The organism is Bacillus sp. TH19 (assembly GCF_016651075.1).
Lineage (GTDB): Bacteria > Bacillota > Bacilli > Bacillales > Bacillaceae_G > Bacillus_A > Bacillus_A mycoides.
The window spans coordinates 1,631,440-1,653,055 of record NZ_JAEKEO010000007.1; the positions used below are offsets into that span (position 1 = coordinate 1,631,440).

The 21,616-nt window shown below is 36.8% G+C and carries 19 protein-coding genes and 2 pseudogenes; 13 read left to right on the forward strand and 8 right to left on the reverse strand.

Annotation, left to right across the window (positions count from 1 at the left end):
* Positions 1–137 precede the first annotated feature (137 nt).
* The 8 genes from pyrB to pyrE are packed head-to-tail and all read left to right on the forward strand — an operon-like array spanning position 138 to position 9,651.
* Positions 138–1,052 carry an aspartate carbamoyltransferase gene (gene pyrB, locus JFU54_RS12350; protein WP_002128846.1) on the forward strand — a complete coding sequence of 305 codons (915 nt, stop codon included), beginning with the start codon at positions 138–140 and terminating at the stop codon, positions 1,050–1,052.
* On the forward strand, positions 1,036–2,322 hold the full coding sequence (gene pyrC / locus JFU54_RS12355) for a dihydroorotase (RefSeq protein WP_002088243.1): 1,287 nt from the start codon (positions 1,036–1,038) through the stop codon (positions 2,320–2,322). Before pyrB ends, pyrC begins: the two co-directional genes overlap by 17 nt.
* Positions 2,319–3,416, forward strand: coding sequence for a carbamoyl phosphate synthase small subunit (locus tag JFU54_RS12360; RefSeq protein WP_002121861.1), 1,098 nt, complete (start codon positions 2,319–2,321; stop codon positions 3,414–3,416). Before pyrC ends, JFU54_RS12360 begins: the two co-directional genes overlap by 4 nt.
* A complete protein-coding gene (carB, locus tag JFU54_RS12365; RefSeq protein ID WP_201064514.1) occupies positions 3,401–6,619 on the forward strand; it encodes a carbamoyl-phosphate synthase large subunit in 3,219 nt (1,072 codons plus the stop codon). Before JFU54_RS12360 ends, carB begins: the two co-directional genes overlap by 16 nt.
* Complete coding sequence (gene pyrK / locus JFU54_RS12370) at positions 6,616–7,395, forward strand: dihydroorotate oxidase B electron transfer subunit (protein ID WP_201064517.1); 780 nt, start codon at positions 6,616–6,618, stop codon at positions 7,393–7,395. Before carB ends, pyrK begins: the two co-directional genes overlap by 4 nt.
* Positions 7,392–8,321 carry a dihydroorotate oxidase B catalytic subunit gene (gene pyrD, locus JFU54_RS12375; RefSeq protein ID WP_002088238.1) on the forward strand — a complete coding sequence of 310 codons (930 nt, stop codon included), beginning with the start codon at positions 7,392–7,394 and terminating at the stop codon, positions 8,319–8,321. The genes pyrK and pyrD overlap by 4 nt, the downstream gene beginning before the upstream one ends.
* Positions 8,306–9,022 carry an orotidine-5'-phosphate decarboxylase gene (gene pyrF, locus JFU54_RS12380; protein WP_012261600.1) on the forward strand — a complete coding sequence of 239 codons (717 nt, stop codon included), beginning with the start codon at positions 8,306–8,308 and terminating at the stop codon, positions 9,020–9,022. Before pyrD ends, pyrF begins: the two co-directional genes overlap by 16 nt.
* The gene (gene pyrE, locus JFU54_RS12385) at positions 9,019–9,651 is read left to right on the forward strand and encodes an orotate phosphoribosyltransferase (protein WP_201064520.1); all 633 of its coding nucleotides are present in this window, start codon (positions 9,019–9,021) and stop codon (positions 9,649–9,651) included. The genes pyrF and pyrE overlap by 4 nt, the downstream gene beginning before the upstream one ends.
* Positions 9,652–9,767: 116 nt before the next feature.
* Here the strand turns inward: pyrE and JFU54_RS12390 are convergent, their stop codons facing one another.
* Both JFU54_RS12390 and JFU54_RS29720 read right to left on the reverse strand, forming a co-directional pair.
* Positions 9,768–10,022, reverse strand: coding sequence for a YbeF family protein (locus JFU54_RS12390; protein WP_012261598.1), 255 nt, complete (start codon positions 10,020–10,022; stop codon positions 9,768–9,770).
* A gap of 164 nt (positions 10,023–10,186) precedes the next feature.
* Positions 10,187–10,294 (reverse strand): annotated as a pseudogene (locus JFU54_RS29720) (MFS transporter); the annotation flags it as partial.
* Between JFU54_RS29720 and JFU54_RS12395 the strand changes: the two are divergent.
* Positions 10,278–10,454 (forward strand): annotated as a pseudogene (locus JFU54_RS12395) (phage holin family protein); the annotation flags it as partial. The pseudogenes JFU54_RS29720 and JFU54_RS12395 sit on opposite strands and share 17 nt — an antisense overlap.
* Positions 10,455–10,575: 121 nt before the next feature.
* Here the strand turns inward: JFU54_RS12395 and JFU54_RS12400 are convergent.
* The 3 genes from JFU54_RS12400 to JFU54_RS30205 form a co-directional block, all read right to left on the reverse strand.
* Positions 10,576–11,061 (reverse strand): DUF2247 family protein, encoded by a 486-nt coding sequence (locus JFU54_RS12400; RefSeq protein ID WP_193651961.1) that lies wholly within the window; start codon positions 11,059–11,061, stop codon positions 10,576–10,578.
* Positions 11,062–11,073: 12 nt separating this feature from the next.
* A complete protein-coding gene (locus JFU54_RS12405) occupies positions 11,074–12,039 on the reverse strand; it encodes a WXG100 family type VII secretion target (protein ID WP_201064523.1) in 966 nt (321 codons plus the stop codon).
* 329 nt (positions 12,040–12,368) lie between these two features.
* Positions 12,369–12,761 (reverse strand): hypothetical protein, encoded by a 393-nt coding sequence (locus tag JFU54_RS30205; protein WP_201064526.1) that lies wholly within the window; start codon positions 12,759–12,761, stop codon positions 12,369–12,371.
* 101 nt (positions 12,762–12,862) lie between these two features.
* Between JFU54_RS30205 and JFU54_RS12415 the strand changes: the two genes are divergently transcribed.
* A complete protein-coding gene (locus JFU54_RS12415; RefSeq protein ID WP_193651960.1) occupies positions 12,863–13,294 on the forward strand; it encodes a YoqO family protein in 432 nt (143 codons plus the stop codon).
* A 15-nt stretch (positions 13,295–13,309) separates the two neighbouring features.
* Positions 13,310–13,678 carry a YoqO family protein gene (locus JFU54_RS12420; RefSeq protein ID WP_201064528.1) on the forward strand — a complete coding sequence of 123 codons (369 nt, stop codon included), beginning with the start codon at positions 13,310–13,312 and terminating at the stop codon, positions 13,676–13,678.
* Positions 13,679–13,710: 32 nt separating this feature from the next.
* Here the strand turns inward: JFU54_RS12420 and JFU54_RS12425 are convergent, their stop codons facing one another.
* Both JFU54_RS12425 and JFU54_RS12430 read right to left on the reverse strand, forming a co-directional pair.
* Positions 13,711–14,235, reverse strand: a complete 525-nt coding sequence (locus JFU54_RS12425; RefSeq protein ID WP_002066772.1) for a DinB family protein — start codon at positions 14,233–14,235, stop codon at positions 13,711–13,713.
* An 85-nt stretch (positions 14,236–14,320) separates the two neighbouring features.
* Positions 14,321–15,391: a M24 family metallopeptidase gene (locus tag JFU54_RS12430; RefSeq protein WP_201064531.1), complete on the reverse strand. Its 1,071-nt coding sequence runs from the start codon at positions 15,389–15,391 to the stop codon at positions 14,321–14,323.
* A gap of 445 nt (positions 15,392–15,836) precedes the next feature.
* On the opposite strand from JFU54_RS12430, the gene JFU54_RS12435 reads away from it, so the two are divergent.
* Entirely contained in the window at positions 15,837–17,018 is a 1,182-nt protein-coding gene (locus JFU54_RS12435; RefSeq protein WP_201064534.1) for a lysozyme inhibitor LprI family protein, read from the forward strand.
* 40 nt (positions 17,019–17,058) lie between these two features.
* On the opposite strand, the gene JFU54_RS12440 is transcribed toward JFU54_RS12435, so the two are convergent.
* Complete coding sequence (locus JFU54_RS12440) at positions 17,059–18,768, reverse strand: Rqc2 family fibronectin-binding protein (RefSeq protein ID WP_201064537.1); 1,710 nt, start codon at positions 18,766–18,768, stop codon at positions 17,059–17,061.
* A 105-nt stretch (positions 18,769–18,873) separates the two neighbouring features.
* Here JFU54_RS12440 and JFU54_RS12445 point away from each other — a divergent pair, with 105 nt between their 5' ends.
* A complete protein-coding gene (locus JFU54_RS12445) occupies positions 18,874–21,597 on the forward strand; it encodes a calcium-translocating P-type ATPase, SERCA-type (RefSeq protein ID WP_002033778.1) in 2,724 nt (907 codons plus the stop codon).
* Positions 21,598–21,616 lie beyond the last annotated feature (19 nt).

Sequence of the window (21,616 nt, forward strand, 5' to 3'; positions counted from 1 at the left end):
TTAATTCAGTCCTGTGAGATAGAAAAGGGTGGCTACTTTAACGCACCCTAGTCTCAAAGACTAGGGTATTTTTATACAGTTATTGTTATATAAATTCAATGGTGTTATCATAAAAAACAGAAAGATGAGGGATGACGATGAGCCATTTGTTAACGATGAGTGAATTATCGGAACAAGAAATTTCAGAAATCCTAAAAGACGCAGAAGATTTCGCGAATGGAAAAGAGAGAAAAACGACAGAGCAAACATTTGTTGCGAACTTGTTCTTTGAGAATAGTACGAGGACGAGATTTAGCTTTGAAGTTGCTGAGAAGAGATTAGGACTTGAAGTATTAGACTTTTCCGCAGATGCATCTAGCGTACAAAAAGGAGAAACTTTATACGATACGATAAGAACACTAGAATCAATCGGAACAAAAGCGGTAGTCATCCGCCATGAGCAAGATCGTTACTTCGATGAATTAAAAGATCAGGTGAATATCCCAATCTTGAACGCTGGAGATGGATGTGGAAATCATCCAACGCAATGTCTACTCGATCTTCTAACAATTAAACAAGAGTTTGGAAGATTTGAAGGTTTGAAGATTGCAATAGTTGGGGATGTTCGTCATAGTCGAGTAGCACGTTCTAATGCAGAAGCATTAACGAAACTGGGCGCGACAATTTACTTTGCAAGCCCAGAAGAGTGGAAAGATGAAGAGAACACATTTGGAACGTACAAGAGTTTAGATGAACTTGTTCCAGAAGTGGATGTGATGATGTTACTTCGTGTACAACATGAGCGTCATGACCATTATGAAACAGACATTATGAAAGAGTATCACGAGCAACATGGGTTAACAGTTGAAAGAGAAAAACGTATGAAAGAAGGAAGCATTATTATGCATCCAGCCCCTGTAAACCGTGATGTTGAAATTGCGAGTGAACTTGTCGAGTGTGAACGCTCACGCATATTCAAGCAAATGGAAAACGGGGTCTACGTAAGAATGGCTGTACTAAAACGCGCATTACCAAATGTATTAGGAGGAATGAAACATGAATTATTTGTTTAAAAATGGTCGTTATATGAATGCAGAAGGAACAATCGTAGCAACAGATCTTCTCGTACAAGACGGTAAAATTGCGAAGGTAGCAGAAAATATTACGGCAGATAATGCTGAAGTAATCGATGTAAATGGAAAGTTAATCGCACCTGGATTAGTAGATGTACACGTTCATCTTCGTGAACCAGGTGGTGAACATAAAGAAACAATTGAAACAGGAACACTTGCAGCAGCAAAAGGTGGATTTACTACAATTTGCGCAATGCCAAACACACGCCCAGTACCAGATTGTAAAGAACATATGGAAGACCTGCAAAAGCGTATTAAAGAAAAAGCACATGTAAATGTATTACCATATGGAGCAATTACAGTACGTCAAGCAGGTTCTGAAATGACCGATTTTGAAACGTTAAAAGAACTTGGAGCGTTTGCTTTCACTGATGATGGCGTAGGCGTGCAAGATGCAAGCATGATGTTAGCTGCAATGAAGCGTGCATCGAAATTAAATATGGCAGTTGTTGCACACTGTGAAGAGAACACACTTATTAATAAAGGATGTGTACATGAAGGGAAGTTTTCTGAGAAACACGGATTAAACGGTATCCCATCAGTATGTGAATCCGTACATATTGCCCGGGACATCTTACTTGCGGAAGCTGCAAATTGTCACTACCACGTATGTCATGTAAGTACAAAAGGATCTGTACGTGTAATCCGTGACGCGAAACGTGCTGGAATTAAGGTGACAGCAGAAGTAACACCGCATCACTTAGTATTATGTGAAGATGATATCCCATCGGCTGATCCTAACTTTAAAATGAATCCACCGCTTCGAGGAAAAGAAGATCATGCAGCGTTAATTGAAGGACTATTAGATGGAACAATTGATATGATCGCAACTGACCATGCACCGCATACTGCAGAAGAGAAAGCGCAAGGGATTGAAAGAGCACCGTTCGGAATTACTGGTTTTGAAACAGCATTCCCGCTTTTATATACGAACCTTGTGAAAAAAGGAATCATTACATTAGAGCAACTGATTCAATTCTTAACAGAAAAACCAGCTGACACATTCGGTTTAGAAGCAGGGCGCCTAACAGAAGGTAGAACAGCTGATATTACAATTATCGATTTAGAACAAGAAGAAGAAATTGATCCAACAACATTCTTATCAAAAGGAAAAAACACACCATTCGCAGGTTGGAAATGCCAAGGTTGGCCGGTTATGACAATCGTTGGTGGTAAGATCGCATGGCAAAAGGAGAGTGCATTAGTATGAAAAGACAACTTATCTTAGAAGATGGAACAGTATTAATTGGAAAAGGTTTCGGAGGAGAAATAGAAAAGTCAGGTGAGGTTGTATTTACAACTGGGATGACTGGATATCAAGAAACTTTATCTGATCCATCATACTGCGGTCAAATCGTAACATTTACGTATCCATTAATCGGAAACTACGGCATTAACCGTGATGATTTTGAATCAATTCACCCATCTGTAAATGGTTTAATCGTAAACGAAATTTGTGATCACCCATCAAACTTCCGTAATGAAATTTCGCTAAATGATTACTTGAAAGAAAGAAATATCCCAGGATTAGCAGGAATTGATACGAGAAAATTAACAAGAAAAATTCGTCAATATGGAACTTTACGCGGACGTCTTTGCAATATGGATGTGGATGTAGAGGACATCGTTAGCCAATTGAAAGCAACTGTCTTTACAGATCATGTGAAACGCGTATCAACAAAAGATCCATATCCAAGTCCAGGCCGTGGACACCGAGTTGTACTTGTAGACTTCGGAATGAAACATGGTATTTTACGAGAATTAAATAAGCGTGATTGCGATGTAATTGTTGTACCTTACAATACAACAGCAGAAGAAATTCTACGCCTTAGCCCAGATGGAATTATGTTAAGTAATGGACCTGGGGACCCAAAAGATGTACCAGAAGCAATTGAAATGTTAAAAGACATTATTGGTAAAGTTCCTTTATTCGGGATTTGCCTAGGACATCAATTGTTCGCCCTGGCATCTGGTGCGAATACAAGTAAGTTAAAATTCGGTCACCGTGGTTTAAATCATCCAGTAAAAAATCTTGCAACTGGAAAAGTAGCAATTACATCTCAAAACCATGGTTACGCAGTAGAAGAAGAATCAGTTGGAAATACAGAACTGGAAATTACACATGTTGCTTTAAATGATGGAACAGTAGAAGGTCTTCGTCATACGAAGTTCCCAGCATTTACAGTGCAATACCATCCAGAAGCTTCTGCAGGACCAGAAGATGCAAATGATTTATTCGAAGATTTCTTAGCAATGATTGAAAACTTCAAGAAAGAAGGGGAAGAGTTATGCCAAAACGCCTAGACATTAACACAATTTTAGTAATCGGATCAGGACCAATTGTAATTGGGCAAGCAGCAGAGTTTGATTACTCTGGTACACAAGCTTGTCAATCTCTTAGAGAAGAAGGTTACAAAGTAATCCTTGTTAACTCTAACCCAGCAACAATTATGACAGATACTGCAACAGCAGATAAAGTATATATAGAACCATTAACATTAGAATTCGTAAGCCGTATCATTCGTAAAGAACGTCCAGATGCACTCCTACCAACATTAGGTGGTCAAACAGGCCTAAACATGGCTGTTGAACTTGCGAAATCAGGCATACTTGAAGAGTGCGGAGTTGAAATTTTAGGAACAAAATTATCAGCAATCGAGCAAGCCGAGGATCGTGATTTATTCCGTACATTAATGCAGGAATTAAATGAACCAATTCCATCTAGCACGATTATTCATACGCTGGAAGAAGCACATGAATTTGTAAAAGAAATTGGTTATCCAGTTATTGTTCGCCCAGCATTTACAATGGGGGGAACAGGTGGCGGAATCTGTAATAATGAAGAAGAACTAATTGAAATCGTATCAGGTGGATTAAAACATAGTCCAGTAACACAATGTTTATTAGAAAAGAGTATTGCCGGTTGTAAGGAAATTGAATATGAAGTAATGCGTGATTCGAATGATAACGCGATTGTAGTATGTAACATGGAAAATATCGATCCGGTTGGGGTTCACACAGGTGATTCTATCGTTGTAGCACCGAGCCAAACATTAAGTGACCGTGAGTATCAAATGTTACGAAACACTTCATTAAGAATTATTCGTGCATTAGGAATTGAAGGTGGATGTAACGTTCAGCTTGCACTTGATCCACATAGCTTCCAATACTATGTAATCGAAGTAAACCCGCGTGTGAGTCGTTCGTCTGCACTAGCATCTAAAGCAACTGGATATCCAATTGCGAAGCTAGCGGCGAAAATTGCAGTCGGTTTAACATTAGATGAAATTATAAACCCAGTAACACAAAAAACATATGCTTGCTTCGAGCCAGCATTAGACTATGTTGTTTCAAAAATTCCACGTTGGCCATTTGATAAGTTTGAATCAGCAAACAGAACACTTGGTACACAAATGAAGGCAACTGGTGAAGTTATGTCAATCGGACGTAACTTAGAACAATCATTATTAAAAGCGATTCGTTCTTTAGAGCTTGGCGTTTATCACCTAGAGTTAGACCACTTAAAAGAGCTTGATAAAGAAACGATGAAAAAGCGTATTATAAAAGCTGATGACGAGCGTCTGTTCGTTGTAGCAGAAGCAATCCGTCAAGGTGTAACGAAAGAAGAAATCAACGAATGGTGTGAAATGGACTTCTTCTTCTTACAAAAAATTGAAAATATCGTAAACATGGAACGCGAAGTAAAAGCGAATGTAGGAAATATGGAAGTGTTACAATCTGCTAAAGAAATGGGCTTCAGTGACCATTACATCGCCAATGCTTGGAACAAAACAGAGCGTGAAATTTACGATATGCGTAAAGAAAGCAATATGATTCCTGTTTATAAGATGGTAGATACTTGTGCGGCAGAGTTTGAATCTGCAACACCATACTACTACAGCACATATGGTGACGAGAATGAATCGATTGTAACAGATCGTAAGAGTGTAGTTGTACTAGGATCTGGTCCAATCCGTATTGGTCAAGGTGTTGAGTTTGATTATGCAACAGTTCACTCTGTATGGGCAATAAAAGAAGCTGGATATGAGGCAATCATTGTTAATAACAACCCAGAAACAGTTTCAACAGACTTCAGTATTTCTGACAAATTATACTTTGAACCATTAACAATCGAAGATGTAATGCACATTATCGATTTAGAAAAGCCAGAAGGTGTTATCGTCCAATTCGGCGGACAAACGGCAATTAACTTAGCGGCTAAATTAGAAGCACATGGTGTGAAAATCTTAGGAACATCACTTGAAGATTTAGACCGTGCAGAAGATCGTGATAAGTTTGAAGCAGCTTTAACAAAGCTTGGTATCCCGCAACCAGTTGGTAAAACAGCAACGACTGTAGAGCAAGCAGTAGCGATCGCTGACAAAATTGGTTACCCAGTATTAGTAAGACCATCTTACGTACTAGGTGGACGTGCGATGGAAATCGTATATCGTCAAGAAGAATTACTGCACTACATGAAAAATGCGGTTAAAGTTCACGCAGATCACCCAGTATTAATCGACCGTTATATGGTTGGTAAAGAAATTGAAGTAGATGCAATTTCAGACGGTGAGAATGTATTCATTCCAGGTATTATGGAACATATCGAACGCGCTGGAGTTCACTCTGGGGATTCAATTGGAGTATATCCACCACAGAGCTTATCTGAAAAACTAAAAGAACAAATTATTGAACATACAATTGGGCTTGGAAAAGGTTTAAACATTGTTGGATTACTAAACATTCAGTTTGTAGTATTCAAAGATGAAGTGTATGTAATTGAAGTAAATCCACGTGCGAGCCGTACAGTACCATTCTTAAGTAAAATTACAGGCGTACCGATGGCAAATATCGCAACGAAAGTTATTTTAGGTCAAAACCTTGTAGAACAAGGATATGGAACTGGCTATCACCCAGAAGAGAAGGAAGTGTATGTAAAAGCACCGGTATTCTCATTTGCGAAACTACGCTCAGTTGATACAACATTAGGGCCTGAAATGAAATCAACAGGGGAAGTAATGGGTAAAGATTTAACGCTTGAAAAAGCATTATATAAAGGACTTGTTGCTTCAGGAATTAACATTCCAACGCACGGATCAGTAATCATCACTGTAGCGGATAAAGATAAAGAAGAAGCGCTGGAAATTGCAAAACGCTTCCATGAAATCGGCTATAACTTATTAGCAACAGCAGGAACAGCACAATCGCTAACAGAACAAAACATTCCGGTGCAAGTTGTAAACAAAATTGATTCTGAAGACTACAACTTACTTGATATTATCCGTCAAGGGAAAGCGCAGTTTGTAATCAATACATTAACAAAAGGAAAACAACCAGCGCGTGATGGTTTCCGCATTCGCCGTGAATCAGTAGAAAATGGTGTGGCTTGCTTAACATCACTTGATACAACGAGAGCAATCTTGAGAGTATTAGAATCTATGACATTCTCAGCTCATTCAATGAAAGAAATTACGCAAACGAAGCGTCACGAGGTGGTACATGCATGATGCAAAAGCAAAATATGATCGTCGTTAACCAAAAAGAAATCGCAAAAAACATTTACGAATTAGTGCTTCAAGGGGATTTAGTGCAGCAAATGAACGATCCAGGACAATTTGTACACATTAAGGTAGCAGAGGGCATTACGCCCCTTCTGCGCCGCCCAATTAGTATTTGTAATGTCGATCAAGACAAGAACGAATTTACAATGCTATATCGTGCGGAAGGACAAGGGACAAAAACATTAGCGAAAAGAAAACAAGGTGAACTTGTAGATGTGTTAGGACCACTTGGTCATGGATTTCCTGTAGAAGAAGCGGAATCTGGACAAACGGCTCTATTAGTTGGTGGGGGAATTGGTGTACCACCACTATATGAATTGTCACAGCGTCTTGTAGCAAAAGGAGTACGCGTTATTCACATCTTAGGTTTCCAAACGAAAGATGTTGTCTTCTATGAAGAGAAATTCGCAGAACTTGGTGATACGTATGTTGCAACAGTTGATGGTACACATGGTACAAAAGGGTTTGTAACAGATGTAATCGATAGCTATGGAATTGACTTTGACATTCTCTACTCATGTGGACCTTTAGCGATGCTTCGTGCATTAGAAGGACGCTATAAGGAGAGAAAAGCCTACATTTCATTAGAAGAACGTATGGGCTGTGGTATCGGAGCATGTTTCGCATGTGTATGCCATTTGCAAGCAGATCAGAGTGGACATTCTTACAAGAAGGTGTGTAGCGACGGACCAGTATTTCCAATCGGGGAGGTTGTACTATGAACAGATTGCAAGTTGAATTACCAGGGTTATCATTAAAAAATCCAATCATCCCAGCATCTGGTTGCTTCGGATTTGGTCGTGAGTATGCACAGTTCTATGATTTAAGTGTACTTGGATCAATTATGATTAAAGCGACAACAGAACAACCTCGTTATGGAAACCCAACGCCTCGTGTTGCTGAAACACCAGGCGGAATGCTAAATGCAATCGGGCTTCAAAATCCTGGATTAGAAAAGGTAATGAATTCTGAATTACCTTTTCTCGAGCAATTTGATCTTCCGATTATTGCAAACGTTGCGGGTTCACAAGCTGAGGATTACGTAGCGGTTGCGAAGGCGATTTCAAAGGCACCTAATGTTCATGCGCTAGAATTAAATATTTCTTGTCCAAACGTAAAAACGGGTGGTATCGCTTTTGGTACAAATCCTGAAATTGCTGCTGATTTAACGAAGCGAGTAAAAGAGGTTTCTGAAGTACCGGTATATGTGAAATTGTCACCGAACGTGGCAAACATTGTGGAAATTGCAAAAGCAATTGAAAATGCGGGTGCGGACGGTTTAACGATGATTAATACATTGCTTGGTATGCGTCTAGATTTAAAAACTGCAAAACCAATTTTAGCAAACCGTACGGGCGGACTATCAGGGCCTGCGATTAAGCCAGTAGCAATTCGTATGGTACATGAAGTAAGTCAAGCGGTTAACATTCCGATCATCGGAATGGGTGGTATTGAAACAGCGGAAGATGTAATTGAATTCTTCTATGCGGGCGCAAGCGCGGTCGCAGTTGGAACGGCGAACTTTATCGATCCGTTCGTATGTCCGACAATTATTGAAGAATTACCAGCATTACTAGATGAATTAGGATTTGATCATATTTCGGAATGTCAAGGAAGGAGCTGGAAGCAAACATGTCACAGTCGTTAATCGTTGCACTAGATTTTCCAGGGAAACAAGAGGTAGAACAATTCTTACACCACTTTGAAGGGGAAGAGTTATTTGTCAAAGTTGGTATGGAGTTGTTTTACAAAGAAGGTCCTGCAATTATTACGTACTTAAAAGAAAAAGGACATAAAATCTTCCTAGATTTAAAACTTCATGATATTCCGAATACGGTAAAAAGCGCTATGCGTAGCCTAGCTAGTCTAGATGTAGATATGGTAAATGTTCATGCTGCTGGGGGAAGCAGTATGATGAAAGCTGCGATTGAGGGATTAGAGGAAGGTAAGCAAGAAGGAAAAGAGAGACCGATTTGTATTGCAGTTACACAATTAACAAGCACTTCGGAAACTATGATGAAAAAAGAGATTGGCATTGAGAAAACGTTAGAAGAAGCGGTTGCTCATTATGCAAAATTAACGAAAGAAAGTGGACTTGATGGAGTTGTTTGTTCAACACTTGAAGTACCAAAATTACGTGAAGTATGCGGAAATGAATTTGTAACAGTAACACCGGGGATTCGTCTTGCAAGCGATGATGTAAATGACCAAGTGCGCGTAGCAACACCGAAACGTGCGAGGGAACTTGGTTCAAGCTACATCGTAGTTGGACGTAGTATTACAAAAGCAGAAAATCCGCTTGAAGCGTATAAAACAGTAAAACAACAGTGGGAAGGTGTAACAGTATGAAAAAAGAAATCGCATCGCATTTATTAGAAATTGGAGCAGTATTTTTACAACCGAATGACCCATTTACTTGGTCTTCTGGTATAAAATCACCAATTTATTGTGATAATCGTTTAACTTTATCTTATCCAAAAGTACGCCAAGCGATTGCAGCTGGATTAGAAGAGTTAATTAAAGAGCACTTCTCAACTGTAGAAGTTATTGCAGGAACAGCAACTGCTGGTATTGCGCACGCTGCATGGGTAAGCGATCGTATGGATTTACCAATGTGCTACGTGCGTAGTAAAGCAAAAGGTCACGGTAAAGGGAACCAAATCGAAGGAAAAGCTGAAAAAGGTCAAAAAGTAGTAGTAGTAGAAGACTTAATTTCAACTGGCGGTAGTGCAATTACATGTGTAGAAGCACTTCGCGAAGCTGGCTGTGAAGTATTAGGAATCGTATCAATCTTCACATACGAGCTTGAGTCAGGAAAAGAGAAACTAGAAGTAGCAAACGTAGCATCATATTCTTTAAGTGATTACAGTGCATTAACTGAAGTTGCAGCAGAAAAAGGTATGATCGGACAAGCTGAAACGAAAAAGTTACAAGAGTGGCGTAAAAATCCAGCAAACGAAGCTTGGATTACAGCGTAACACGAAAAAAGACGACCGCGGGGGAACGTGGTCGTCTTTTTTATATCATTGCTAAAATTTTATGTAAAGTTCCATCGATATCAAAGAAAATCATATTTCAATCTCCTCACTAATAACTACTTATTGTTTTCTGCAACTTCATATCCTCTCACAAACAATAGAGTCATATAAGAAATAATAAATGAGAAGATACTATACATACCGACCCAAAAGAAAAACTTTGGAGGGAAGGCGATAGCACCTACTATTAAAAAACTAGCAAACGTTACAATCGGCATTACGTAATACGTTTTCGTCTTGCGCGTTCCAATAACAGAAACGATAAAGATAAGTAATGGACAAATTAATAAGACGAAAATCAATTCATTCATAGTTATGTCCCCTTTTCTAATTGAAGTAATCTGTTGCTCGTAAACGTTTTGAAATAATTACTCTCATAATATAATTTCGCTATGTAATAAATAAACCCTTTTGAAGGTTAGTATATTTCAATATTTAACCTAAAAAGGCGTAAGCAAGTATTATCTTGCTTACGTTACAGGATAAACATCACAACGATAGTGGTGACGATTAAGCCGATAATAACTGGCAAAAAATTCCGGCGTGCGAGTTCAAATGGATCTACTTTACAAATAGCAGCGGCTTCACAAGCTGATGTGGTTATGGGAACAAATAGCGCTATTCGTGAGGCAACAATCTTTTTATTTATTGGAAATGAGTTGCTATCACTGTTAGAAAATGCTGGTCGTATGGGAATCCCTTTACCTTCAGCATTAACGAATGCATTTGAAATTTTAGATTAGTATAATGATATTTGTGTAAAATAAAATCTACTTAATTGTAAATAAAGCCTATGTATATGTGAAATAAAGAAGAGCCGTCCTGTTGGGCGGCTTTTTTCTTATTGATTCTCCTAATGTTTCCTTATTCATATTTAAATCTCGATCTCTCTAAGTTTAAAAATTTTTCAAACCTATTTATCAGATCTTCTTTCGTAGTTGGGACTTCTTGAGGCATATAATTAACAAAACTCACCATATCTTCTGGGTAGTGATGATTTCCATAAAACTCTGCAATTTCATTTAATAATTCATTATCTTCTTTACATCTTTCTTTTATTTCAGATAAACAAACAAATCTTAGTTTTCTATTCTCCTCTACTAACATTGTGCTTTCTTCATCTAATTGAGGAAAATAATTAGTTTTTATTTCTAACATCACCTTATCTAAATCTTCACTAGATACTCCCCATGCAAGTTCACTAACAAACTCACTTTCATCACCAATATCCATCAATTCTACCGCATAATCGGAAATGACGTCTTTATTAAAATAATTTTCTTGGATGCCTATAAAAATAGTTTTCCAGTCATACTTAATATGTTTATTTTTTAAATCTTTTAAGTTCATATTATTTACCTCTTACTTTTTTGGAATTTGATTTGGCTTACCCGTCATAACACCATTTTCAATGAATCTCCTGTGGCTCACATCACCATTGGGCTCAACAATCCATTCAAAAACACCTTTATTACCATTGTTACTTCCTGTTATTTGATATAATTCCCTTTTAATACGGTCCCCTCCTACTAGTGGAAACTCCTCCGCAAATCTTGAATAATTATCAATAACATCAGAAAAACCATGTTCCTTTGATACATGAGGGAACTCTTTTTCTATAAAAGGTTTCCCTTCTTCATCTCTTCCCCAAACTGGTTTTACATTATCAACCTTTTTTCCACTTCCAACTCGTTTTCCATCTATAACAGGTCCTTTAAGTTCTTCAATTACTCTAAGATTAGCTCCGCTGTTTGTCCCAGCAGTGACTTTTTTAGCTGTATTTGCAGCCTCAGTAGCCTTAGCAGTCATTTTAACTCCTTTTCCTACTTTAGCTATCTTTCCAAAGGGTGTAAGGCCGGCTACAGCCATGACACCTGCCCCAGCACGCTCCCACCCCGAAAGTTTTTCGCCAGTAGATGGATCAATACCATCCCAAACACGACGAACATCATATTCACCACTTATTTCACCAGCAATATCTCTAGCTAATTTTTTACCATCAAAGCCATTCTCTTCAGAAGAAGGTTTACCACACATTGCACCTTCTTCCATTGTAACATCTTGATTATCTGTATTGCGGAATTTTTCGGCAATTCGTTTCAGATCTTCTTCCACTTGTATAATTGAATTGATAGATGTAAAAGCTTTTGGTCTCGCTTCATTGAACATTTGAATGAACTGTTGATTAGAGGCACCAATCCATTGAAAACACAAATGATCAATTTCATTACATAAATTATTATGTATAGATTCTAATGCGATTCTGGTATTACTTGCACGATTAGCAACTTCTTCTAGCATTTCAGGTGTCACTTTGATTTGAACCATTTCTTTCTTCCCTTTTCCCAATTAAAATTATGAGATAAAAAGAAAAAAATGTAAACACAGAAATTTTAGACTAGTATAGTAATATTTATATAAAATAAAATTTGCTTAATTGTAAATAAAGCCTATGTATATGTGAAAGAAGAGCCGTCCTGTCGGGCGGCTTTTTTTATTTATATGTAATTAAAATTTACTTTTAGATAATGCTTTTAATATAGGTTTAAAGATTTTACTCAATAAACGAAATGCGTGGAAGATTGAACGAATGACTTTCATAAAGGTAGAATCTCTCCTTATTTTAAACACCTACTTTTTGTGTACTAGTTACACTTTTACTGTAGATCAGATATCTTTCTAACTTCTTTTTCCTTCGCTTTAAATTCTCTTTTATATTGCTTGAAATCCTGTTTATCTACTCTGAACGTTTCCCCAGTGGCAACATTTTTTACTAAATATGTTTTAAATGCAAATTCCCTTAAAAAAAAATACACCAAAAATAATAGCAAAGATATCCCAAGTGTTGGTAATAGCTCAGTAATGGCGTAAATGAAACTTTGAAAAATACCGCTAATAGCAAGAGGGAGAGAACTTGTAGCGGTTAATGCTAATAAAAAGATAAAAACAATACAAATAATTGTCGTATCTTTTCGAAGAATAAAAAAGGTAATAATAGTGAGTAAACAAAGAATATAGAGAGCATGTAAAAGCGTTAATTCAACTCCCATAACATTCACATCCTTTAGGCATTCGTGTAGTTCATTGTATGAAAGCGGTGAAGGTATGTGAGTATAGGAAAAAAGAAAAAAGTGAAATTTCATGTACTGTAATGGTAAGAATAATAAATGGATGTTACAATACAATTAATCCTAAAAATGGAATTAAAGGAGGACTTATGCGCAAAAAAATTGGATTTTGGGGATTCATCATATCTTGTAGTCTATTAATCATTTTAAATCTGTTTACAAGCAATGAATGGATAAGTATCATACCTGTTTTCGGGTTTGTATTTATACTTTTATATAACTGGGATGATATGAAACAATATAGTAAGAAAAGTATCGGAATTATGATAGGTATCACTGTTGTTTGCTCATTTTTCGTAGGGTTTCTTTTAATAGAAGGGCAGAAACAAATGGAGAAAATGTCTATTTTTCAAGAATGGATGTCTTCTGCAAAAGGTCTTTATATTGTACTTGTAGTTGTTATTTTTCTAAGAATTGTTATAAGCATAGCAAGTTACATATTAAAGGAGAAGTAGAATGGTGGAGTACGAATGAGAGAGAAAATAGGGTATTTTGGTGTGCTCGTTTGTTTACTATTATCAGTTGTTTCAGGGCAATTTCTTAAAAGTGAATGGGTACCAGTAATATTATGTATAGGAGTATTGATTTTTGCTCCTATGTATCGCTGGGATGAATGGAAAGCATATAGTCGAAAAAAGAAAATTGTTTTCAGCATCGAGTTTGTCATTATAATTAGCACGATTCCGTTTTTGTTATTGAAAGGAAATGAGATAATAGATGGAATTGTAATGTTTCAAGGGGGGGTATTTATTGCGAAATTGCTATATTTAATATGCATTTTAATATCGGTAGCGGTAGTCGCTAAAAAAGTAAACGAAAAGTTATTCGTTAATGAATAAAAGAAAATGCCACCTTATTCGGTGGCATTTTCTTACTTTACTGAATGAGCTTTTTGCATCTTTTTAATTAAACGAATTTGTCCGCGATGATTGATTTCATCTTCAAATACGTGAAACCATTTAAAGTAGTTATTTGCTGGTTTGTCATGCCAAAAGTCGGTCGTTTTAAATAGCCATTCGTCAGGTAAAGACTGAAATGTTTCGATCGTTTTAGAGCGCACTTCTTGTAACGTATTTATGTAAAATTCTATTGAGTTGCCTTTTATTTTCTCGCGTCCAAGATTTCCTAACTCAACAGCAGGTAACCAACGTTCTAATTCAGCATCTGTTGGTTCACGATCTTCAAAAGTATGAATTTGGTAGTAAAATTCAATAGCAGCCATATGGTACAAAAGCATACCAATTGAATTTGCTTCATCATCATATAAATAATCAAGTTCTTCAATTGTTAAGCCTTCGACAGCCTGCATTGTTGTATAGCGAGCGTAATTCATCATGGAAACAAGTTTTGAAAACTCAACTTGTAAACCATCTACCTTATCGATTACAAAGTTCAATTAAAATTCCCCCTCTTTAAACAATTACTCCAGAGAAGGAATTCTATGTGTAAAGAAAAAACTCCTGTTAAAAAGTTCATGATTTTTAACAGGGAATGACAATTAGTTCCCGATTTGCCTTTGTAATAACCTCATGGCCCTCTTTTGTGATGACAATATCATCTTCAATTCTACACCCGCCCCAGTTTGGTATATAAATACCTGGTTCAACTGTAACAACCATACCTTCTTCTAAAGTAGCCTTACTTTCTTGGGATAGACGGAGAGGTTCATGAATTTCTAACCCAAGCCCATGACCAGTAGAGTGGCCGAAATATTGACCGTATCCATGTTCTGTAATGTAATCTCTCGTTATATCATCGATACTTTTCGCAGTTTCTCCAGGTTTAATGGCTGCAGTTCCACGCTTTAATGCTTCTAATACAACATTATATATTTTTTTGAATTCTTCCGATGGTTCGCCAATCGCTACAGTACGTGTTAAATCGGAACAATACCCGTTATAAAGTGCACCGAAATCTAAGGTAACGATATCGCCGTGCTCGATTATTTTATTCGATGCAACGCCATGAGGAAGTGAAGAGCGAACGCCAGAAGCTACAATAATTTGAAATGATGAGGATGTAGCCCCTTTCTTTCTCATGAAAAATTCTAATTCATCTCGGACATCAGTCTCACTTATTCCTGGCTTTAGAAACGTAAGGATGTGGTGAAATGATTCGTCAGCAATATTAGCCGCAATTTTCATTGTTTCTATTTCAGGTGTGTCTTTAATAATGCGAATATCTTCGATGATTTCGCACACTTGCACCATTTCCGCATGTATGTATTTTTGTAAGTTTTTATATTGTTGTAATGTCATGTTATTTTCTTCAATTCCAAGTTTTTGAATGTTTAATTTCGATACTTGATTTGCGATTTCTTTTTCTAAATTTCCTTTATGCATAATAATTTTAGCTTCTTTTATTTGTGATTTCGCTTGATCTACATAGCGGAAATCAGTTATAAAAACAGCTTTATCCGCAGAGATTAAGACGACGCCAGCGCTACCTGTAAAGCCTGTTGCATATTGGCGATTTTCTTTTTTTGTAATAAGTAATCCGTCAATTTCATATTTTTGTAGTTGATTTTGGATTTTATTAATTCTTAAAGTCATGTTAATTTCCCCCTTTTCACAGTATTGAATAAAGCAAATAGCGTGCCAAAAGTTAACTTTAGAGAAAGGATAGTGGGGAATATATATAAGGGAAGGTAAAGTTCTGTCCGCCATTTGTGGGAAGGACTATTTGAAAACTACGGATTGCTTCAAAATATTAGTGAGCAAATGAAAAGAACATCGAATCGATTTTTTTACACACTGTAAAAAAATTTATACAAATACGAGAAAGTAATGTCAAATTTTTTTGGAATATCGAAGTTAGGAAAGAAAAGGATAAGCGATGTTTAGAGTGTATATTTGAAAATAACATTACATTTATTATTTATTTTAATATAAAAATTAATATATAAATAAAAAAATTATTGATACAATAGGTAATTGTTGGGTTTCTCTCGAAGATAGGGATACGTAACGAATAAATAGGATTAAGGAATGTGAGTATATGAAAAAATTAAGTAAAGTAATGTCATTTTGCTTGGTAGTTAGTATGTTTGTTCTAGCAGGTTGTGAAAAAAGTGAAAACAAAGTTCAAGTAAATGAAAAGATTGAACAGCTTGATGAAGCACCAGAAGTGACAGGAAAAGAAGCGAAAAAGATTGTACGAAAGAGCGTAGATAGGATAGCAAACGCTTTTAGTGAGATGGAAAAAGAAAATGGATGGAGCCGAAATAATCCTGGAGATATGGAGACAGCGAAAAAAGGAGTTAAGGGATTAGTTACAGATAAGTTTGTAGAAAATCAGCTTCCTAAGTCGCTTGACACATTTAATAGGTCTAGAGAGACGGATATGTTGCCATTCCCAATTCATATTGAGCCAGACGTGAGAATAACTTGTTCACAGAAAAATGATGTTTTAAAGATTGAGACGCTTATCCTTGCAAATGATATGGGGAATGAAGCGGAGACGTGGGAATTTGTTTTAGTTTATATCGATGGAAAATGGTTAATGGATAAATGGTCATCAAATACGTCAGTAGATTTAAAGTTAACTAAAGAAGAAGCTAACGAAATTCTTAGAGTTCAAGGTTTCAAGAATGTTTCTTTCGTTAGAGAAGAGAATAGTGGAAATAAGAAATATATTTTTAAAGAAAGTAACGGAGTAGTTGCTGTGGATGCCCAAACATCTGTTATTACTCACAATGTAGATGATGAAGAGCAAGAGAAGGTAACGAAACAGGATTTTATTCAAGAGCAAGAAACAGCTAAGGGAAATGATTCCAGTACGTATACTAGTTCAAAAGAAGAGAAGCAGCCAAAAAAAGAATCTTCTTCAGTATTAGGTAAAACTAAGGCTCTAAATGAGTTAGTTGCTCTAGAAAACGAAGAAAAACATACAAATGTTATGTCAACAAATGACATAGTAAATGAAATAGAAGGAAATTATCAACTATGGGATAATAAACTAAATGAAATTTACAGTACATTAAAAAATACGATGTCAGCTGATGCATTTCAGTCATTAAAAACAAAACAGATTGCATGGGTTAAAGAAAAAGAAAGTAAAGTTACAGCGATTGGTATAGATCCAAATAATGGAACGATGAGACGTATAGAGGCTTCGGAAGAGAAATATAAGATGACAAAAGAAAGATGTTACGAATTAGTTAATGGATATATGAACTAAATTAAAGAATGCGTTGCTAGCAAGCAACGCATTTTTTAATTTACGCTTTTAATTTCATTACTGTATCAGCATCTGGTGTTACATATAATGTTTGTTGATTGTCATATGTAACAAATCCAAGTTTTGCACCGCTCGGTTTTTTGACATGGCGTACCTTTGTGAAATCTACAGGAACAGAACTAGAATCTTTTGCTTTACTGTAATAAGCAGCGATTTTAGCGGCCTCTTGTAAAGTCTCTTCCGTAGGTTCAAGAGAACGAATGACAACGTGGGACCCAGGTATGTCTTTCGTATGTAACCAAATTTCATCACGACGGGAGAATTTCGTTGTTAAATAATCATTTTGCTTATTGTTTTTACCGACGAAAATTTCTGTGCCATCACTAGCTAAATATTTGTCCAATACTGGTTTTGTCGTTTTTTTCTTTGAGTTTTTCTTCTTACGATTACGTACATAACCTTCTTCGGTCAGTTCTTCACGAATCTCTTCAATATCTTTTGAAGAAGCAACCTCCATTTGTTGAAGTAAGCTATCGAAATAAAGAATTTCTTCATTTGTTTTTACGATTTGTTCTTCTACAATAGCAACTGAATTTTTCGCTTTTTGGTACTTTTGGAAATAGCGTTGTGCATTTTCAGATGGTGTTTTTAAAGGATTTAATGTGATTTTTACAGTCCCACCATTTTCGTCGTAATAGTTAACGACTTCTATCTCTTTATCACCTTTTTTCAAAGCGTACATATTGGCTGTAAGTAGCTCTCCAAATAGTTGATATTTATCTGCTTTTCCGGCATCTTGTAATGTTTTTTCTAGTTTAATTAGCTTCTTTTCGTTTTTTGTTTTTTCATTTTGCATAAAGCGTTCTAAATCGTGAGCTTGTTGTTTTACACGATCGCGCTCTGCTTTACCAAAGAAGAAACGATCTAATAATTCACTAACAGATGAAAATGTTTTTTCGTTTCCTTGTAAGTGAGAAAGAGGGAATAGGTAAAAGAACTCTTTTCCATTTGCTGTTATCATTGCTGGCACGTACTGATGTGTTAGCAAAGGTTTTTGCAAGCTGAAGAAAGCTTCAGATAATGCTTTTTCATTTGCCATACCTGCTTTTTTTACAACTTCTTTTGCAAATAATGGGGAAATTCCCATGAATGCTCCGACAAGTTGTTTGTCCATGTTGCCAGATAAAAAGTCTAGCGGTTTAATAAAATCATCTTCTGTTTCGATAAGAAGCGGATTAACTTTATGTTGTGCCGGTGGGGCAACATATTCAGCTCCAGCATATACAGTACGATGTCGGTTTACCGCTAAAGAAACGTGTTTTAAGCTATCTAAAATAACATTTGTTTTCGTATCTACTAAGATAATATTACTGTGTCGTCCCATTATTTCGATTACTAATGTTTTTACTGATTCGTCACCGATTTCATTGCGACTGCGGACTGTAATTTGAATAATACGTTCTAAGTCAATTTGTTCAATTTTTTCAATAAATCCACCTTCTAAATGTTTGCGAAGAAGCATACAAAACATCGGCGGTAGCGCTGGTGAATTGTAGTTTTGATTTGTTAAGTGCATACGCGCATATGTAGGGTGAGATGAAAGAATTAGTTTTTTGTTTTTTCCGTTTGCTCGAATATGTAATAAAACTTCATATTTTGAGGGTTGATATATTTTTGAAATTCTTCCTGTTTGAAGAGAATTTGCAATTTCATGTGTAATTGCTCTTGTAAATAATCCATCGAATGCCATGAATGAACACTCCTTTCTAACTAAAAGTTAATTATAGCATTTTTTTGGACGAGGCTGAATAAGCTTTCATTAGAGTATGTCTGGAATCAGGAGGTCGATGGCAGGATGAACTGGTATGAAATGCGAGCACATGAAGTGGAGGAAAGAACGAATACGAATGTGGAGGTAGGTCTTACAGAGCAAGAAGCAGAGGGCCGATTAAAGAAATTTGGCACAAATGAATTGCAAGAAGCAAAGCGGCCTTCTGCGCTTATGGTGTTTTTAGCGCAATTTAAAGATTTTATGGTACTTGTTTTATTTGGTGCTACAATTATTTCAGCTTTTTTAGGAGAGTATATTGATTCGATTGCAATTGTTGCAATTGTTATTATTAATGGTGTCCTCGGTTTCTTCCAAGAGAGGAAAGCTGAAAAATCGTTGGAAGCTTTAAAAGAATTGGCAGCTCCTCAAGTTACTGTACTAAGAAATGGGAAGTGGATAAAAGCGCCGTCAAAAGCGCTTGTACTAGGTGATATTATTAAATTTTCTAGTGGTGACCGTATTGGCGCGGATGTTCGCCTTGTGGAATCTTCAAGTTTATATATTGAAGAATCGGCTCTTACAGGAGAGTCATTGCCTGTACAAAAGAAGGTAGATGCGTTACAAGGTCAAGATGTTTCAATTGGTGATCAAAAAAACATGGCATTTATGGGGACGATGATAACGAGAGGTGCTGGAACAGGGGTAGTCGTAGCGACTGGAATGAATACAGCTATGGGGCAAATTGCAAATATGTTGCAAAATGCTGAGCAAATGGAAACGCCATTACAAAGAAGATTAGAACAGCTTGGAAAAATTTTAATTATTGTTGCTCTTATATTGACGGCTCTTGTTGTACTAGCTGGTGTATATCAAGGGAATGAAGTGTATCACATGTTTTTGGCTGGGGTTTCGCTTGCTGTTGCAGCTATTCCAGAAGGATTGCCAGCTATCGTTACGGTTGCGCTATCACTTGGTGTACAGCGTATGATTAAAAAGAGGGCAATTGTGCGAAAGTTGCCAGCTGTAGAAACGTTAGGCTGTGCTTCTGTTATTTGCTCAGATAAAACAGGAACAATGACACAAAATAAAATGATGGTAACACATATGTGGTCAGGCGGAGAATTGTGGAAAGTAACAGGTCAAGGCTATGAGCCAACAGGTTCGTTTATGAAAGGTGAAGAAGTAATTGACCCTACTAAGACGAAATCACTGTATCAACTACTTACATTTGGCTGTTTATGTAATAATGCGAATGTTATTCAAAAGAAAAAGACGTATGTGTTAGATGGAGATCCAACAGAGGGAGCTCTCGTTGCTGCTGCAATGAAGGCGGGAATATCACGTGAAGCTCTTAAAGGAAAGTTTGAAGTCATTCGTGAATTTCCTTTTGATTCAACTAGAAAAATGATGAGCGTTATCGTTCGTGATCGTGAAGGTAAAAAATTTGTTATTACAAAAGGAGCACCAGATGTTCTTTTGCAGATGAGTCAAACAATTTTGTGGGGAAATAAGCAGCAGCCTTTAAGTGAAATGTATCGAAAAGAAGTGCAGGCAGCGATTCATAGTTTAGGAAGTCAAGCTTTACGAACGATTGCGGTGGCATTTAAACCGTTAAAAGCTACAGATTCAATTGAACATGAAAGAGAAGTCGAGCAGGATTTTATGCTTGTTGGAATACAAGGAATGATAGATCCGCCAAGACTAGAAGTGGCGCAAGCGGTGAAAGAGTGTAAGGAAGCTGGTATTAGAACGGTAATGATTACGGGAGATCATAAAGTGACGGCAATGGCAATTGCGGAACAGCTAGGGGTTTTACCGGCGGGTGGACGCGTTGTTGAAGGTGTAGAACTTGCGAATATGGATGTAGAGGCATTAGAAGATATTGTAGAAGATACGTATGTATTCGCTCGTGTGTCTCCTGAGCATAAATTGAAAATCGTTAAGGCGCTACAAAATAAGGGACATATAGTAGCTATGACAGGTGATGGAGTGAACGATGCTCCAGCTATTAAAACAGCTGATATAGGGATTGCGATGGGAATTACAGGGACAGATGTTGCAAAAGAAGCTTCGTCACTTGTGTTGTTAGATGATAACTTTGCTACGATTAAATCGGCGATTAAAGAAGGTAGAAACATATATGAAAATATTCGGAAGTTTATTCGGTATTTGTTAGCATCTAACGTTGGTGAAATTTTAGTTATGTTATTTGCGATGTTACTTGCACTGCCATTGCCGATGGTTCCAATTCAAATTTTATGGGTGAACTTAGTTACTGACGGTTTACCAGCGATGGCATTAGGTTTGGATAAGGCTGAAGGAGATGTGATGAAGAGAACACCACGCCATCCGAAAGAAGGGGTGTTCGCTAGAGGGCTTGCGTGGAAAATTATAAGTCGTGGTTTTCTAATTGGAGCAGTGACATTAGTAGCGTTTATTATTGCATTTAACCAGCATCCGAATGAATTGAAGTATGCACAAACGGTAGCCTTCGCAACATTAGTACTGGCTCAGCTTATTCATGTATTTGATTGTCGTAGTGAACATTCTATATTTCACCGCAACCCGTTTGGAAATATATATTTAGTAGGGGCGGTTATTATTTCTTTACTGTTAATGCTTGTAGTTATATATTATCCACCATTACAGCCGATTTTTAGCACAATGCCGATACAAGCACGAGATTGGTTGTTAATTGGAGGATTATCATCTATTCCGACCTTCTTATTAGTAGGATCCTTATTAACAAGAAAAAAGGAGAAAAAGAAAAAGCCGCTGTTATATAAGAAGGGATTAAACTTGAAATAGTCAATGATATGAAAATATG